The following is a 16,087-nucleotide window of genomic DNA, read 5'->3' as shown; positions in this document are numbered from 1 at the left end:
GGCTTGGGAGAGAGGTCAACATCTCGGTCGCTAGCGCGTCGGACGAACGCCGCAACGCCATGCTGAAAGTGACCGATCGAGGCATGGGGATCAAAGTTGACGAACTCGGGCTGGTGTTCGACAAATTTTTCCGAGGCAAGCTGCAGCATGGGTCGGCCGGCGATGGTCTGGGCCTTGCCCTCGTGCGTGAGATTGTGCTGCTACATCGCGGCCATATTTCTCTTGAGAGCGAAGTAGGCAAGGGCACGACCGTTACGCTGCACCTTCCGGCGGTGGAATAGCCTTAATGTGTCATACGCCGCGCGGCGCGATCTGCGATGCCACGTCACCGACGACAATCATGGTCGTGGCACCGTTGTCAAGCGCCGTTATAACGGCCTGCCAAAATCCTCCATTGCGGCGTGCCAATCAGGTGAGCCCACGCAAAGTCGCCGGGATCATTCTTACGCCGTGCCTTGCATATCGTCTTAACGGTCAAGGCGAGCGCGTGAGCCGCCGAGTAAAGAGACGAGCCTGCCTCAGCGAATTGCCGCGCCGACTTCCCTGCGTGTGACGTGATCGGCGAGGACGTCAATAAGTGCGTTTCACAATCTGACCGGAACGGAGCATGGAGCGTGAAAGACGAATGCATCATGGATGCGCAGCAGCAACAACGATAACCAGCCAGCGCCACCATGCCACCAGAAAGCGACTACGATCAGTACTTTGAGCGCGTGACCCGGGTCGCCGCGCGCGCGCTGAATTTACCAATATCCGTCGTATGTCTCGACAGACTGGGCCAGCCAGAAGTCATAGGCGCAAGCGGGTGCGAACGGGACGTCGTATTCCATGTGGAGACGTACTATAGCCGGACGCTCCAATGCGAGGAACCGTTCGTCGTCAGGGATGCGCTGTCCGATGCGGAGCTTGCGCAAGGGCCACTGGCAACCAGCGAATTGCTGTTCCGCTTTTTCGCAGGCATTGCGCTGCGTCTACCGTGCGGCCGACCCATCGGTATGCTATGTGTGATGCACGCGTTGCCGCGGCGCTWCAGGCGCCAACAACGTCAGATGCTAGTAGACTTGGGACAAATGATCGAGCACGAAGTTGGCCTGCGCAAGCTGGACAGCTCTGATCGTTTGGAGGTGCTTCACGCGATCGACCGACTTCAAGCCCAGCATGCGCTTTACGTCGAGACGTTCCATCGAACGCCGGTCGCTATCGCGCATATCGGAAGGGACTGGGAGTGGCGGCACATGAATGATGCCTGCGTGAAATTCTTCGCGCACTCGCGCGCTCCGCTGCCGAAAACGAACATCCTCGATCTGCTGGATGCGAGCGACCGGACCAACCTTGAACAGGCCGTGCAGGCACTTAATCGTGGCCGCGGGGTCGAGGTCCGGACGCTCGACGTAACGTTCCGGTTGCGCAACAAGCAAAGTAGGCCAGCGCGAGTGCAGGTGGCACCGAAGCAGACGACGTCGACCCGCGACGGAGGCTGGCTGTTTGTCATTCACGATACCCAGGCGGAGCAACGGGAAAAAGCCGCGCGCGATGCGCGGGAGGCTGCGTTGCATCGGGGAGCGCATGAGGCCTCGGAGGTTCTGCGCAGGGCGCGCGAGCAACTGACGACCGCCGAGCGGCAATTGGGAGACACGCGGGTAGATTTGCGCGCCATTGCTGACAATTTGCCGGTGCTGGTCGCTTACGTCGACAGTGAGCGACGTTTTCGGTTCGCCAACTCAACCTATCGCGAGTGGCTGGGGTTGGACCCGGAGGAGATCGTGGGACGACTCACCCATGAAGTTCTCGACGCTGACTATGCTGCTGCCATCGAGCCGTACGTCCAACGCGTGCTCAACGGCGAAAGGGTCGAGTACGAGGTTGGAGCGACGCTTAACGGGAGTCGACGTGTCCTGCGCGGTGTGCTGGTGCCGCGTCGGGTCCACGATCAGGCGGCTGATGGGTACTACCTGCTGGTGCAGGATGTGACTGAGCGAACGGCATTGCTTGATCGCCTGCGGCATCAGGCGTTCCACGACGCGCTGACCGGCCTGCCTAACAGACGCTCGTTCCTCGAGAGGCTGGATGCGGCATGCGCAGCAAGCGGCGACGGTGTGGCTGCCATCATGTTTATCGACCTGGATGGCTTCAAGGCTGTCAACGATACATACGGGCATCAGTGCGGCGACGAAGTACTTGTTGAAGCCGCGCGCCGGATCAGCCGCTGCGTACGTGGCGGGGATCTGGTTGCGCGGCATGCAGGGGATGAGTTCACGTTGCTGCTGACCGGCCCTGCGTTCGATCGTGCTGCACTGGAGAAGATTGCACGCGCAATCCTGCGGACACTGAGCCAGCCCATAAGGTTCGGGGCGAACGTCGTCCAATTATCGGCGAGTATCGGCGTGCTACCGCACGACCAGGCAGCCTCATTGAGTGGCGAAGCCCTGTTACGCGCCGCGGATGCCGCAATGTATCGTGCGAAAGTCGCAGGCAAGGCGCGTATTGTCGTGCACGAGCTTAACGATTCACCGGTCGGGATGCGCGGTTGAGAACGAGGAACGTCGCTGATTCCGGAAAATGATGCTCGTCGCGTAGGCGATGCAGGATTAAGTAACTTCACGGTAGCGTGGTCGAAATAACCAGCGAGCCATTTCGCTGACCCAAGCGCCTACGCATGAAAATCCAGTAGAGTAAGGAGTCTGATCGCAAGCTCGCCTCGTACGGTGGGATCCAGCGGCGCGCCGCTTGCGACCACGTTCAAGACCGTCACCCTCGCGCCTATCCCTGCTGCCATGACAAAGCCCCCACGGTACATCTCCGGCGCGAAGCTGGACATTGAGGAAATCGTGCGGCGGGCGCGGCTGGTCAAGCCCGGCCTCTACATCATCGTGGACGCGGTACAGCACGCGCCGCACGGCCTGATCGACCTGCAGAAGACGCCCGTCGACGGGATCAACATCGCGCCGTACAAGTTCTTCGGCTGCCGGGGATCCGGCATTGCCTGGCTATCGGATCGCGCCTCGCTGCTGCCGCACCACAAACTGAACGGCAAGGCGCCTGGGTTCTGGAACCTGGGCAGTTCCGCGCCCTGGCAGTTCGCCGTGGTCTCTGAAATCGTCGATTACGTTTGCTGGCTCGGCGGCCTATCTGGCACGGTGGCAGATGGCGAGGGCGCTGCCCGCAGGACACTGTTCGAGCGCGGCATTAGCGTTCAGCGCCTCTCGCCTGTCATCGGGTCAAACACGTTTATCAGAAACTATGATATTTCGGATCAATAAACAGTATTAGACCTGATGCACCTTCCTGACTAGGCTTGCCTCACATTGAGTGCGACGGGGCCAGTCTGGACCAGTTTGGCCTGAGCCGCACACCGACGACCCAGGAGTCACGCCATGCCCAGGCAACCCGCCGAAACGACGAACAGCGCGCCGTAAGCCGCGCCATTGCCCGAAGGGGCGCTGACCCTGCGCAGCTGGCTGCGCCACCTCGGCAACATGGACCGGCTGGCAGCGATGCGCCGCGCGCGGTGCGCAGCCCGATGCAAGGGCAGGGGTAGCCAGGGCCGCCGCACCCGCATCAGGCGGCGGTGCCTGACACCCTCCGGATCTCCTCGGCCACGATCGCGATCAGCGCATCGGCTGCTGTGCTGAGCGGGCGCTGCGGATGGCTCACGCACACCAGGTGGCGCACGATGCGCGGCGCCAGGATGGGGTACATGCGCAGCCGGCCCTCGTCCACCGCGCGTTGCACCACGATGCGCGGCAGCACCGTGGCAAAGCGCGTGGCCTCGACGAACTGGACGATGGTGCCAAGGATGTCGATCTCGAACTTCGGCTGCAGGGTCACGTCTTCCAGTTGCGTGGCCGCATCCAGCACGCCGCGCAAGCCGTGGCGTTTGGTGGGCAGCACCAGTTCCAGCCCGGGCAGCTTGGTGAGTTCCACCGCTGCCGGCAGTTCCGGGCCATGCTCGGCGCTGGTAACCAGCACCATTTCCTCGTCATGAAGGGATTGCACATGGAGCGAGAGCTTGCCACGGGGCTTATGCACCACGGCCGCGTCGAGCTGGCCGGCGGAGACCAGGTCGATCAGCGTGGCGCTGAATCCGTCCGCCACCGATACCTCCACATTCGGGTAGCGCGCATTGAAGCGCACCAGCGACCCCACCAGCACGCTTTCCGTTTCGGAAGCCACCATACCGATGGAGATGCTGCCGGCCACCTGCTCCTCGCGTTGCATCAGTTGCTGCCGGGCGTTGGCGAGGTCCCGCGTGATCGGCAGGCACAGGCGGTACATCATGCGGCCGGCCGCTGTCGGCACCATCCCGTGCGGGATGCGATCGAACAGCTTCTGTCCGAACTCTTCTTCCAGCTTGGCGATCTGCATGCTGAGCGCCGGTTGCACGATATTCAGCCGCTTGGCCGCGCGCGTGACGGAGCCGTCTTCGAACAGCGCAATGAAGTACTGGATCTGTCTGAGGTCCATGCTAAGTGGGTCGATTCGGTATCAACGAATTTGTGTAACGGGACTGAGCGTATCAGCTTTTTTGCTGCGGCAGGTCTCGGAAAGCCTGGTCGATATATGGGGGAAACCCTTATCTTTGACGTGCTGTGAGGCAACATGTGCCTACTAAGGACCGCCCTGCATGGCATCATTAAAAATGATTAGCACAATCAAAAAACAATATTAGAACTAATACCATATTCTCACTAAGCTCCTGTTCAACGTTGCATGAACCGGCGGATTCGCCCACCGGGTCCGGCGCGCAGAACGGAGTCAGGAATGAGACAGAACGATGCTGGCGGCATGACYGGCACGACACTGGAGACAGCGGTAGCGGGCGTTCGCCCCGTGCCGCGTGGCATCTCCCCGTGCCGGCCCGCAATCCCCGCTAACCAGATGGACCGTGCCAGTTCCGCCACGCGGGAGGGCCGGTCATGAGCGACAAGCGCAGCCTGCCCGCCGCAGCGGCGGCTATCCACCTTGAATCCGCAGCGGCCGGCGCGGCCTCGCGCCAGCGTCACGTCGGCCGCTCGATGGAGCGGCTCGAGGACGCCGCGATCCTCACCGGCCGTGGCCGCTATGGCGACGACCTGGGCGTGAAGCCGGGCACCCTGCACGCCGCTATCGTGCGGTCCCCGCATGCGCATGCCGAACTTGGCACCATCGATGCCAGCGCGGCACTTGCCGCGCCGGGCGTGCATGGGGTGCTGACCGGCGCCGACCTGGCAGCCTGGTCGCGCCCCTTCGTGGTGGGGGTGAAGGCGCCGATGGAGCAATGGGCGCTGGCCACGGACCGCGTGCGCTATGTGGGCGAGCCGGTGGCCGTGGTAATGGCCGAGAGCCGTGCCCTGGCCGAAGACGCGCTCGACCTGGTGCGGGTGAATTACCGCGTGTTGCCGCCGGTGGTATCGATCGAGGCCGCGCTGGCCGACGATGCGCCCATCCTGCATCCCGGCGTAGGCGCCAATGTGGTGAGCGACCGCCACTTCCGCTACGGCGAGCCTGAAGCCGCCTTTGCCGCGGCTCCGCACCGGGTCACGCTGACCGCGCACTATCCGCGCAACACCTGCACGCCGATCGAATGCGGCGTGGTGATTGCCGAGTTCCTGCCCGGTGACGAAGGCTACGACGTCACCTCCAATTTCATGGGGCCGTTCTCGCTGCATGCGGTGATGGCGATGGCGCTCAAGGTGCCGGCCAACCGGCTGCGCCACAAGGCCCCGCGCGATTCCGGCGGCAGCTTTGGCGTGAAGCAGGCGGTGTTTCCTTACGCGGTGCTGATGTGCCTGGCGTCCCGCAAGGCCGGCGCACCGGTGAAGTGGGTGGAGGACCGGCTCGAGCATCTCAGCGCCGCCACCTCCGCCACCGCGCGGCTGTCCACGCTGGAAGCCGCGGTGGAGTCAGACGGCCGCATCAAAGCACTGGCCTATGACCAGATCGAAGACTGCGGAGGCTATCTGCGCGCGCCGGAGCCCGCTACCTTCTACCGCATGCATGGCTGCCTGACTGGCGCCTATGACATTCCCAACCTGCTGGTGCGCAACCGCGTGGTGATGACCAACAAGACGCCCACCGGCCTGGTGCGGGGCTTTGGCGGCCCGCAGGTGTATTTTGCGCTGGAGCGGCTGGTGCATCGCATCGCGACACAACTCGGGCTCGATCCACTCGATGTGTATCGCCGCAACTTTGTCGCCGCCGATGCCTTTCCCTATCGCGCCGCGGCGGGCGCGTTGCTRGACTCCGGCAACTACCAGCTGGCGCTGGCGCGCGCGCTGGAAGAAGGCGGCTACCACGAGCTGACGTGCCGCCGCGATGTCGCACGCGCCGAGGGCCGGCTCTATGGCATTGGCTTTGCCGCCATCGTCGAGCCCTCGGTGTCGAACATGGGCTATATCACCACCGCCATGCCCGCCGAGGCGCGCAAGAAAGCGGGGCCGAAGAACGGCGCCATCGCCAGCGCCACGGTCAGCGTCGACCTGCTCGGCGGCGTGGTGGTCACCATTGCCTCGACGCCGGCCGGGCAGGGCCATATGACAGTGTGCGCGCAGGTGGTGGCCGATGTGCTCGGCGTGAATCCGGCCGACGTGGTCGTGAACGTCGAGTTCGATACGCACAAGGATGCATGGTCGGTCGCCGCCGGCAACTACTCCAGCCGTTTCGCTGGCGCCGTGGCCGGCACAGTGCACCTGGCCGCCGAGCGGGTGCGCGACAAGTTGGCGCGCATCGTGGCACCGCAGTTCGGCTGCACGCCCGCCGAGGTGGTGTTCGAAGACGGCCGCATTGCCCGCAAAGGCGCGCCCGAATCTGGCCTGCCCTTCACGCGCGTGGCCAGCAATGCGCCGCACTGGTCACCGCAGCAGTTGCCGGCCGGAGAGGAGCCGGGCCTGCGCGAGACGGTGTTCTGGTCGCCGCCCAACCTGGAAGCGCCGGATGAGAACGACCGCATCAACACCTCGGCCGCCTACGGCTTTGCCTTCGACATGTGCGGCGTAGAGATCGACCGCGCCACGGGGCGCGTGCGCATCGACCGCTACGTGACCGCGCACGACGCCGGCACGCTGCTCAACCCGGCGCTGGCCGATGGCCAGATCCGCGGTGCCTTCGCCCAAGGGCTGGGCGCGGCGCTGATGGAAGAGTTCCGCTACGGCGCCGACGGCAGCTTCCAGTCCGGCACGCTGGCCGACTACCTGATGCCGACCACCTGCGAGGTGCCGGACCCGGTGATTGTGCACTTGGAAACGCCAAGCCCCTTCACGCCGCTCGGCGCCAAGGGCCTGGGCGAGGGCAACAACATGAGCACGCCGCCCTGCATCGCCAACGCGGTGGCCGACGCGCTCGGCGAGCAGGACATCCGCCTGCCGCTGACCCCGGCCAAGGTGATGGCCATGGTGGGCTTCGACGATCCGCCGCCGTCGCGCCCCGAGCTGCTCGAAGCGATGCGCGAGGCCGCCGTGCCCGCGGCCCGCAAGGGCAGCGGCAAGGCGCTCACCGCGCGCGGCTCAGTGGATCTGGATGCCACGCCCGAAGCCATCTTCGCCGTGCTGGTGGACCCGCAGGCACTGGCCAAGGTGGTGCCAGGCTGCCACGCGCTGGAGCGCACCGCCGAGAATCACTACCGCGCCGACGTGACGGTGGGGGTTGGCATGATCAAGGCCCGCTTCGAGGCGGAGATCGCACTGTCGGACCTCGATCCCCCGCGCCGGCTGCGGCTGGCAGGCGCAGGCATGTCCTCGCTGGGCAGTGCGCGCGGCGCCGGCCTGGTGGAGCTGGTCCCGCATGGCAGCGGCACGCGCCTGAGTTACGACTACGAGGCCGAGGTATCCGGCAAGGTCGCTGCCGTGGGCGGACGCATGCTGGAAGGCGCCGCCAAGGTGGTGCTGCGCCAGTTGTTTGAATCGCTCGGCCGCCAGGCCGCCGGCAAGCCGGTACGGCCGCAAGGCTGGCTTGCCCGCCTGCTGGCCCGTTTGGGAGTCCGTCGATGAAACCATCCGCTTTCGATTACCTGCGCGCCGAAACCACGCAGCAAGCGCTCGATGCGCTGGCCCGCGGCGCCGAGGGCGCGCGCGTGCTGGCCGGTGGCCAGTCGCTGATGGCGGTGCTCAACATGCGCCTGGCGGCGCCGCAACTGCTGATCGATATCTCGCGCACCGCCGAGCTGAACACGGTGCGGGTGGAAGACGCTCACCTGGTGGTGGGTGCCGCGGCCACGCAGGGCAGCGTCGAATGGCGCACCACGCTGGCCGACGAGGTGCCGCTGCTGGCCATGGCCTTTCCGCATATCTCGCATTTCCAGATCCGGAATCGCGGCACCGTGTGCGGCTCGGTCGCCCATGCCGACCCGAGCGCGGAATTGCCCCTGGTGCTGACCGCGCTGGGCGGCGAGGTGGTGTTGCGTTCAGCCCGCCGCCGCCGCGTGCTGCCTGCGGCCAGTTTCTTCCAGGGCATGTTGATGACGGCGCGCGAGCCCGACGAGCTGGTGGAGGCGGTGCGCTTTCCGCTGCGGCGCCCCGGCGCGCGCTACGGCTTTGCCGAGTTCTCCGCACGCCATGGCGATTTTGCGCTGGTGGCCTGCGCGGCCACCGTGACCGATGACGCCATCGCGCTGGCGGTTGGCGGCGTGGCGGACCGGCCGGTGCTGGAAACCTGGCCGCGCCTGCAGGGCAAGGACCTGGAGGAGGCCATCAACGATTTCAGTTGGAAACTGGGCGCGCAGGACGACGCCCATATCAGCGCGCAGTACCGCCGGCACCTTGTGCGGCAACTGGGCATGCGTGTGATCGAGGAGGCAAAATGAGCAAGACCACCAAGGGCGCCGTATCCGGCAAGCCCGCCGAGGTGATGCAGCGCCAGGAGCAACGCCGCATCACCCTGACCCTGAACGGCCGCGAGCGCAGCGGCTATTGCGAGCCGCGCGAGCTGTTGTCGGACTTCCTGCGCCACGAGCTCGGTGCCACCGGCACCCATGTGGGTTGCGAGCACGGCGTCTGCGGCGCATGCACGGTACGCGTCGACGGCGTTGCCGCGCGCTCGTGCCTGATGCTGGCGGTGCAGGCCGAGCACCGGGCCATCGATACCGTCGAAGGGCTGGCGCCGGCCGAGGGACTGGGCGATCTGCAAGAAGCCTTCCGCCGCCACCACGCGCTGCAGTGCGGCTTCTGCACGGCCGGCATTCTGATGTCGTGCGCGGACTACCTGGAGCGCGTGCCGGAACCCAGCGAAGCGCAGGTGCGCGACATGCTGTCCGGCCACCTGTGCCGCTGTACGGGCTACACCCCCATCGTGGCCGCCGTGCTCGACGTAGCCGCGATCCGTGCACGGGCTCGTTATGCTGCTGCCGGCGTAGATACCCAGGAGGCCTGCGATGCTTGATCTAGGCCGCACCTTCCTGCAAAGCGTGGAGCGCAGCCCGCACGCGCCCGCCATTGTCGACGGCGACCTGATGCTTACCTATGCGCAATGGTACGAGCGCATCCGGTGCGTGGCGTCCGGCCTGCGCGAGATCGGCCTGGCGCCGGGCGATCGCCTGCTGGCCGTTCTGCAAAACCGCTGGGAAATGGCGACGCTGCACTGGGCCTGCCAGTTCGCCGGCATCGTGATGGTGCCGCTGAACTGGCGTGCCAAGCCGGAGGAGCTCGATTACTGCGTGCAGGATGCCGGCGTCAAGGCGCTGGTGTTCGAGCCGGTCAGCGCCGATGCGGTGCTGGGCAGCCCGGCGGCGCAGGCCGTGCCCTGCATAGCGCTGGACTGCGCGGCTGGCGGCTCGATGTCCTTCGCTTCGCTGCTGGACAGCGTTGCGCTGCATGGCGGCCCGGTGGCAGAAGCGGGCGATGTCTCGCTGATGCTCTACACCTCGGGCACCACCGGCAAGCCCAAGGGCGTGCCGCGCCGCCACCAGCAGGAGCGTGCCGCGGCGCTGGCGCACGTGGCGCAGAACCTGTATCGCCATGGTGAGCGCACCCTTGGCGTGATGCCGCTCTACCACACCATGGGCGTACGCTCGCTGCTGGCAATGGCGCTGGTGGACGGCCTGTTCGTCTGCGTGCGGCGCTGGAACGCCGGGCAGGCGCTCAAGGAGATCGCCACCCACAGAATCAGCTGCCTGTACCTGGTGCCGACGCTATACCACGACCTGCTGGCCGATCCGGGGTTCGATGCCTCCGTCGTGCGCAGCGCGACCAAGCTCGGCTTTGCCGGCGCCTCGATGAGCGACGGCCTGCTGCGCCGCCTCGCGCAGGCCTTCGAGCCGGAGCTGTTCGTGAACCACTACGGCTCGTCGGAGGTGTACACCTTCAGCGTGGACCAGCGCGCCACCCGCAAGCCCGGCAGCGCCGGGCGCGCCGGTATCAACACGCGCCTGCGCGTGGTGCGCCTGGATGCCCGCTCACCCGACGATCTGGCGGCTACCGGCGAGGAAGGCCAGATCATCGCCGACCTGCGCGGCGACGAGGCCTTCGAGGGCTACTGGAACCGCGCCGACGCCAATGCAAAATCGCTGCGCGATGGCTGGTACTTCACCGGCGACACCGGCTACTTCGATGCCGAGGGCGACCTCTTCGTCAGCGGCCGGGTGGACGACATGATCATCAGCGGCGGCGAGAACATCTCCCCGGTCGATATCGAGTCGGTGCTGTCGCTGCATCCGGCGGTAGATGAGGTGGCGGTGGCCGGAGTGCCGGATCCGCGCTGGGGCCAGAAGGTGGTGGCTTTCGTCAAGCCGCGCGGCAACATCGACGCGCAAGCCCTGGATACCTACTGCCGCGGCTCTGACCTGGTCAATTTCAAGCGCCCGCGCGACTACGTCTTCGTGGCGGAGATTCCCAAGTCGCCGGTTGGCAAGATCCTGCGCCGCAAGCTGTCCGCCGGCGACTACGCGCTGGCCCCGCATTCCGTGAGCCCCGACCCTAATCCCAACCCCAACCAGGCAGCGGACGCCGCGCCTGTCGATACCATCAAGGAGTAAGACATGACCCAGGCAACCGAGATGATCCATCCCGACCAGCAGCGGCTCCAGCAACTCGACGGCTTCTCCGTGGAGATCGATGCCGGGCGCGAGCGTGCGGACATCATCCTGCACCGTCCACCCTACAACGTGATCGCCATGGCAGCGCGCGACCAGTTGCGCGCCGTCATTGAGGCGCTTGATGCCGACCATCGCGTGCGCGTGATCGTGCTGCGTTCGCAAGGCGAGCATTTTTCCAGCGGCGGCGATATCAAGGGCTTCCTGGAGGCATCGCCCGAGCATGTCTCGCAACTGGCCTGGAACGTGGCGGCACCGGCGCGCTGCAGCAAGCCGGTGATTGCCGCCAACCGCGGCTACTGCTTTGGCGTGGGCTTCGAGCTGTCCCTGGCGTGCGACTTCCGCATCGCCACCGAGACCACGCAGTACGCGCTGCCGGAGCAGAAGCTCGGCCAGATCCCCGGCTCGGGCGGCTCGGCGCGCCTGCAGAAGATGGTGGGCATCGGCCGCACCAAGGACATCGTGATGCGCTCGCGCCGCATCTCGGGCAAGCAGGCTTATGAGTGGGGCATCGCCGTGGAATGCGTGGCAGACGCCGAGCTGGAAGCCGCCACCGATGCGCTGGTCGACGAACTGCGCGGCTTCTCGCCGCTGGCGCCAAAGGAGACAACAATGGAAGCCGTAGCAAAGAAGAGTGCAGCGACGATCAGCGAGGCGCTGCCAGCGGCGAGCAATCGCCAGGTGTTTGGTGCCGTGGCGGCGTCGTGCATGGGATGGGCGCTGGACCTGTTCGACCTGTTCATCCTGCTGTTCGTGGCGCCCGTGATCGGCAGGCTGTTTTTTCCGTCGGAGCACGCCATGCTGTCGCTGGCGGCGGTGTATGCGTCGTTTGCCGTGACGCTGCTGATGCGGCCGCTCGGCTCGGCGATCTTCGGCTCTTATGCCGACCGCCACGGCCGCAAGGGGGCGATGGTAGTTGCCGTCACTGGCGTTGGCTTGTCCACGGCGGCGTTCGGCCTGCTGCCCACGGTGGGTCAGGTTGGGCTGCTTGCGCCAGCCTTGTTTATCCTGCTCCGGCTGGTGCAGGGTATCTTCGTTGGTGGCGTGGTGGCATCCACCCACACCATCGGTACCGAATCGGTGCCCCCATCCTGGCGCGGCGCCGTCTCCGGGCTGGTCGGTGGCGGTGRCGCGGGCATCGGGGCATTGCTGGCTTCCATTACCTACATGGCGATGACCGCGCTGTTTCCGGGGGAAGCGTTCGATGCCTGGGGTTGGCGCTGCATGTTCTTCTCCGGCATCATCAGCTCGTTGCTCGGCCTGTTCATCTTCAACTCGCTGGAGGAGTCTCCGCTGTGGAAGCAGTTGCAGGCGGCCAAGGGGCATGCCGCGCCGGTTGAGAACCCGCTGCGCGTGATCTTCTCCCGCCAGTACCGTGGCGTCCTCTTCGTCAACATCCTGCTCACCGTGGGCGGTGGCAGCGCCTACTACCTGACCTCCGGCTATCTGCCGACCTTCCTCAAGGTGGTGGTGAAGRCACCGGCTGGCGAGGCTGCCGCCATCCTGATGGCTAGCAGTTTGGGTGTGATCGTGGCATCGATTCTTGCCGGCCACCTCAGTACGATGATCGGCCGCAAGCGAGCCTTCCTGTTGATCGGCGCGCTGAACGTGATGGTGCTGCCGCTGCTCTACCAGTGGATGCCGGCGGCGCCGGACACCACCACGCTCGGCCTGTATGCCGTGGTGCTGGCCATGCTGGGCTGCAGCGGCTTTGCCCCGATCCTCATTTTCCTGAACGAACGGTTCCCCACCAGCATCCGTGCCACGGGGACCGGGCTGTCATGGAATATCGGATTTGCCGTCGGTGGCATGATGCCGACGTTTGCTTCGCTGTGCGCCAGCACCCCGGCCGAACTGCCCATGGTGCTGGGCATCTTCCTGGCGGTTGTCACCATCATCTACCTGGTGGGTGCGTTCATCGTTCCGGAGACGGCAGGGCGCCTTGGCGACAATGGAGCGTAGAGATCCAGCCCGGGCCGTCGCATAAAATCTCCGACAGGTGCTTGAAGGGGACGGCGAAAATGATGAGCTTGCTGGGGGAGGCCTCGGACGATGTTGTGTATGGACTAACTCTGGGGGGCAGGTGGTCGCGTTTTGTCGTCCGCTTGATAACAAGCGCAACACACGATGAATGACCGACTTGCATGCGGGGGCAGCATCATCCCCATGAAAGCCAGGGGGGGCGCGAGCGCATCCCAATGTTCGTAGCGGTGGCAAACGCGGCTAGAATGCAATGAGCCCATGGTTTGCGCACGTGCGATGCCTTTGGGTCCGAAGCGAACAGATGGCCCCAAACAAAATGGAACGACAGACTGACTCTTGTCCTCCCCGCCCGAAAGATGCCGGCGCCCGACGGCCCGCACCGCCTCACCTTGGTGACATGCTTGATAGCCTGAGCGACGGATTCATGTCGATAGACAGATCGTGGCGCTTCACCTATCTCAACCATACAGCTGAACGATACTTGCAGCAGGAGCGGCAAAACCTGCTGGGACGCGACATATGGCAGTGTTACCCGGACTTGGTGGACTCCGGCTACTACCGCGTCTATCAGCAGACGGCGGCAACTGGACTCCCCGGTCGGCATACTGACTATTACGCACCGCTCGGCACCTGGTTTGAGGCTCGCTCATTTGCCCACGACGATGGCATCACGGTACTCTTCCGCGACGTCACGCGCGAACACGAGCACGCGGCGCTGTTGGAGTTTGAAGCTAGTCACGACTATCTGACTGGTTTGCCCAACCGGCGCAAGTGCATGGAAGCGCTATCAGGCGCGGTCGCCGAGGCTGCTTCATCAGATTTTACGCATGCTGCTTCCCTGGCGGTGCTGTTTATTGACCTGGACCATTTCAAGGAAGTCAACGATGCGTTCGGTCATGCTGTCGGCGATGATCTGCTGCGCGGCTTTGCGAAAAGGCTACTCGCAATTCTCGCACCTGAATTTTTCGCCGCGCGCGTAGGGGGCGACGAGTTTGTTCTGCTGTTACGCGATACTACCGAAAAGGCGGCAGAAGCGTTCGCGCATGCGGTGCTCAGTGAGCTCGCAATGCCATTCGAGGCATGCGGAAGGTCAGTCTCCCTGTCGGCTAGCATTGGCATCGCGCTACTGAGAGAAGCGCCGGAATCAGCCGAGGCATTGCTGAGTCGTGCCGACACGGCCATGTACGCAGCGAAGTCATCTGGCCGATTTCAGGTGCGCGCGTACGATGGCGCACTCGACCGGGGCATGCGTGACCGCCTTGCCTTGCGCATGGATCTTCGTGAGGCGTTTGCCGCGAACCAGTTCGAGCTTCATTTCCAACCTCAGATAGCACTCGCGGATGCTTCCCCAATCGGTGCTGAGGCGCTTCTTCGCTGGCGTCATCCTGAACGAGGATTGCTGATGCCATACGCATTCCTGGATGTGCTACTTGAGTCCCCATATGAAGGCGCCCTCGTCGAATGGCTGCTCAATGCAGTTTGCCGGCATATCGGTACCTGGCGACGGCTGGGTGTGTCCATACCGCGGATCGGCCTCAATCTGTCGGCTCGGCAACTTCTCTGTGGGGGACTGACAGACATGATTCTCCGTATCGCGAGGGCATACGACGTCTCCCCCGCAATGCTCGACATTGAAGTCACGGAGGACAGTCTGGTGAGCGATATCGAAAAGGCAACGTCCGTTCTTGCCGCGCTGAAGCTAGCCGGCATATCCACATCGCTGGACGACTTCGGCTCTGGATACTCCAGTCTCGGCTATCTGGTCCGACTGCCCATCGATACTCTGAAGATCGACAAGTCGTTTGTTCGAGCGCTGGTCGATTCGGAGAAGGCGTCGGCGATCATCCGAAGCATTGTCGGTCTCGCTCGTTCGCTGGGAATGAAAACAATCGCGGAAGGCGTCGAGTGCCAACGCCAGGCGGCGGAGTTGAAGGATGCCGGATGCGATGCCATTCAGGGCTATCTAGTCAGCCGCCCGCTTGACTCGGAGGCCTTTGCGGAATTCATGCTGCGTGTGTGATAGCGCCAAACGGACATTGTTTGCGGGCCGTTGGCGCGGTGAGAGTCGCCAGCGTGAATTGATCAGCCCGATCCCTGACGCTTCACCTTGGCTGGAGGCGTCACTTCTTGGAGGGGCCTGCCATGTGCGAGGTCACCTTGATTGGCATGGATCTCGGAAAACATGCCTTTCCTTTGCATGCCCAGGATCGCGGCAGGCACGAAGCGCTACTATCTGGCGGTGCTGCAGCGCAAGCCAAGGGCGCTGCGCAATGGCGCACCGTTCGGCGAACTGCCGGAGGGCTTCATTGAATGGCTGCAACCCACTCCGATCATCCTCCTATGAAATCCCGATCAGAGTCGTTTCTATATCCTGGATGCGGAGAACCGGCCTGTCCAGGTGTTGGACCAGGACGAGTGGTCGCGCTGGATGGCTGAAAACGAACTGATCTTCCGCCGCACGCTGATGGAAGACTGCGGCGTCGTGGTCACTACCCGTTTCCGCGGGGTGTCAGAGCCAGCACCTAAGGACACACCGCTGTTCGTRACTCGTGTTGTTGGGAAGGTGGCGGAAGAAAACGAGAGCTACGGAGCCTGCACGCTTGAAGAGGCGCTGGAGCAACATGAACAGCTAGTGCAGAAGCTCATTCGCGCATTGCGCGCCGCTCATCGCTAGATTGAGCCAGGATGTGAAACGGCGCGAAGGTGTTCGGAATCCGTCTCCGCTTGCCTCAACGCATTCCTGCCGCCCATGGCAAAACGGCGCACCTGAGCGGTACGCCGTTGGAAAATTCACAATCTCGTTGGAAATTCCGCGTCATGAAACGGGGTGTTTTCCGTAAGCTCTTGCCCCCGGCGGAAATAAGAGGAAGGCCAGCAGGGGAGCTAGCCCTAACGCGTCCACCCAATCCGGTGACGTTCCTGCGTGGCCTCATGCCGCGCATCGTCTTCGGTGTGCAGGTAGGCGCTGGTGGTCGATATGGAAGCGTGCCCGAAATTGTCCCGCACGAAACGCAGGTCCACCTGCTGGTCGGTCATGTGCGACCCCGCGGTATGGCGCAGCCAGTGCGCCGAGGCGCTGGCGAGCACCGCGGCCCGGCTTTCCCA

General features: G+C 64.4%; 12 protein-coding genes and 1 pseudogene. 11 read left to right on the top strand and 2 right to left on the bottom strand.

Annotated features, from left to right (window positions below):
- The 3 genes and pseudogenes from AC1DKD_RS32560 to AC1DKD_RS32550 all read left to right on the top strand — a co-directional run.
- Window positions 1–281, top strand: a 281-nt coding sequence (locus AC1DKD_RS32560) for a sensor histidine kinase (RefSeq protein WP_477144175.1), incomplete at its 5' end; no start/stop codon positions are given.
- 789 nt (window positions 282–1,070) lie between these two features.
- Window positions 1,071–2,531 (top strand): diguanylate cyclase domain-containing protein, encoded by a 1,461-nt coding sequence (locus tag AC1DKD_RS32555; RefSeq protein ID WP_477144174.1) that lies wholly within the window; start codon window positions 1,071–1,073, stop codon window positions 2,529–2,531.
- Window positions 2,532–2,795: 264 nt separating this feature from the next.
- A pseudogene (locus tag AC1DKD_RS32550) lies at window positions 2,796–3,191 on the top strand (aminotransferase class V-fold PLP-dependent enzyme); the annotation flags it as partial.
- Between the two features lie 367 nt (window positions 3,192–3,558).
- Here the strand turns inward: AC1DKD_RS32550 and AC1DKD_RS32545 are convergent.
- A complete protein-coding gene (locus AC1DKD_RS32545; RefSeq protein ID WP_441635775.1) occupies window positions 3,559–4,464 on the bottom strand; it encodes a LysR family transcriptional regulator in 906 nt (301 codons plus the stop codon).
- 452 nt (window positions 4,465–4,916) lie between these two features.
- On the opposite strand from AC1DKD_RS32545, the gene AC1DKD_RS32540 reads away from it, so the two are divergent.
- The 8 genes from AC1DKD_RS32540 (at window position 4,917) to AC1DKD_RS32505 (ending at window position 15,656) form a co-directional block, all read left to right on the top strand.
- Window positions 4,917–7,964: a xanthine dehydrogenase family protein molybdopterin-binding subunit gene (locus AC1DKD_RS32540; RefSeq protein ID WP_441635773.1), complete on the top strand. Its 3,048-nt coding sequence runs from the start codon at window positions 4,917–4,919 to the stop codon at window positions 7,962–7,964.
- Window positions 7,961–8,776 (top strand): FAD binding domain-containing protein, encoded by an 816-nt coding sequence (locus AC1DKD_RS32535; RefSeq protein ID WP_441635771.1) that lies wholly within the window; start codon window positions 7,961–7,963, stop codon window positions 8,774–8,776. The genes AC1DKD_RS32540 and AC1DKD_RS32535 overlap by 4 nt, the downstream gene beginning before the upstream one ends.
- Complete coding sequence (locus AC1DKD_RS32530) at window positions 8,773–9,351, top strand: (2Fe-2S)-binding protein (RefSeq protein ID WP_441635769.1); 579 nt, start codon at window positions 8,773–8,775, stop codon at window positions 9,349–9,351. Before AC1DKD_RS32535 ends, AC1DKD_RS32530 begins: the two co-directional genes overlap by 4 nt.
- Entirely contained in the window at window positions 9,344–10,942 is a 1,599-nt protein-coding gene (locus AC1DKD_RS32525) for an AMP-binding protein (protein ID WP_441635767.1), read from the top strand. Before AC1DKD_RS32530 ends, AC1DKD_RS32525 begins: the two co-directional genes overlap by 8 nt.
- Before the next feature lie 3 nt (window positions 10,943–10,945).
- Entirely contained in the window at window positions 10,946–12,961 is a 2,016-nt protein-coding gene (locus AC1DKD_RS32520) for an MFS transporter (protein ID WP_477144173.1), read from the top strand.
- Between the two features lie 418 nt (window positions 12,962–13,379).
- Window positions 13,380–15,002, top strand: coding sequence for a putative bifunctional diguanylate cyclase/phosphodiesterase (locus tag AC1DKD_RS32515; RefSeq protein ID WP_441635763.1), 1,623 nt, complete (start codon window positions 13,380–13,382; stop codon window positions 15,000–15,002).
- 162 nt (window positions 15,003–15,164) lie between these two features.
- A complete protein-coding gene (locus AC1DKD_RS32510) occupies window positions 15,165–15,326 on the top strand; it encodes a hypothetical protein (protein WP_441635783.1) in 162 nt (53 codons plus the stop codon).
- A gap of 54 nt (window positions 15,327–15,380) precedes the next feature.
- Window positions 15,381–15,656, top strand: coding sequence for a hypothetical protein (locus AC1DKD_RS32505; RefSeq protein ID WP_477144172.1), 276 nt, complete (start codon window positions 15,381–15,383; stop codon window positions 15,654–15,656).
- A gap of 215 nt (window positions 15,657–15,871) precedes the next feature.
- Here the strand turns inward: AC1DKD_RS32505 and AC1DKD_RS32500 are convergent.
- The coding region (locus AC1DKD_RS32500) for a tyrosine-type recombinase/integrase (protein WP_477144171.1) at window positions 15,872–16,087 on the bottom strand (216 nt) is incomplete at its 5' end.

The sequence above is a fragment of the Cupriavidus sp. 05T313 genome (assembly GCF_056396665.1).
The sequence above is the reverse complement of the archived record's forward strand: the minus strand, read 5'-3'. Positions and strand labels throughout refer to the sequence as shown.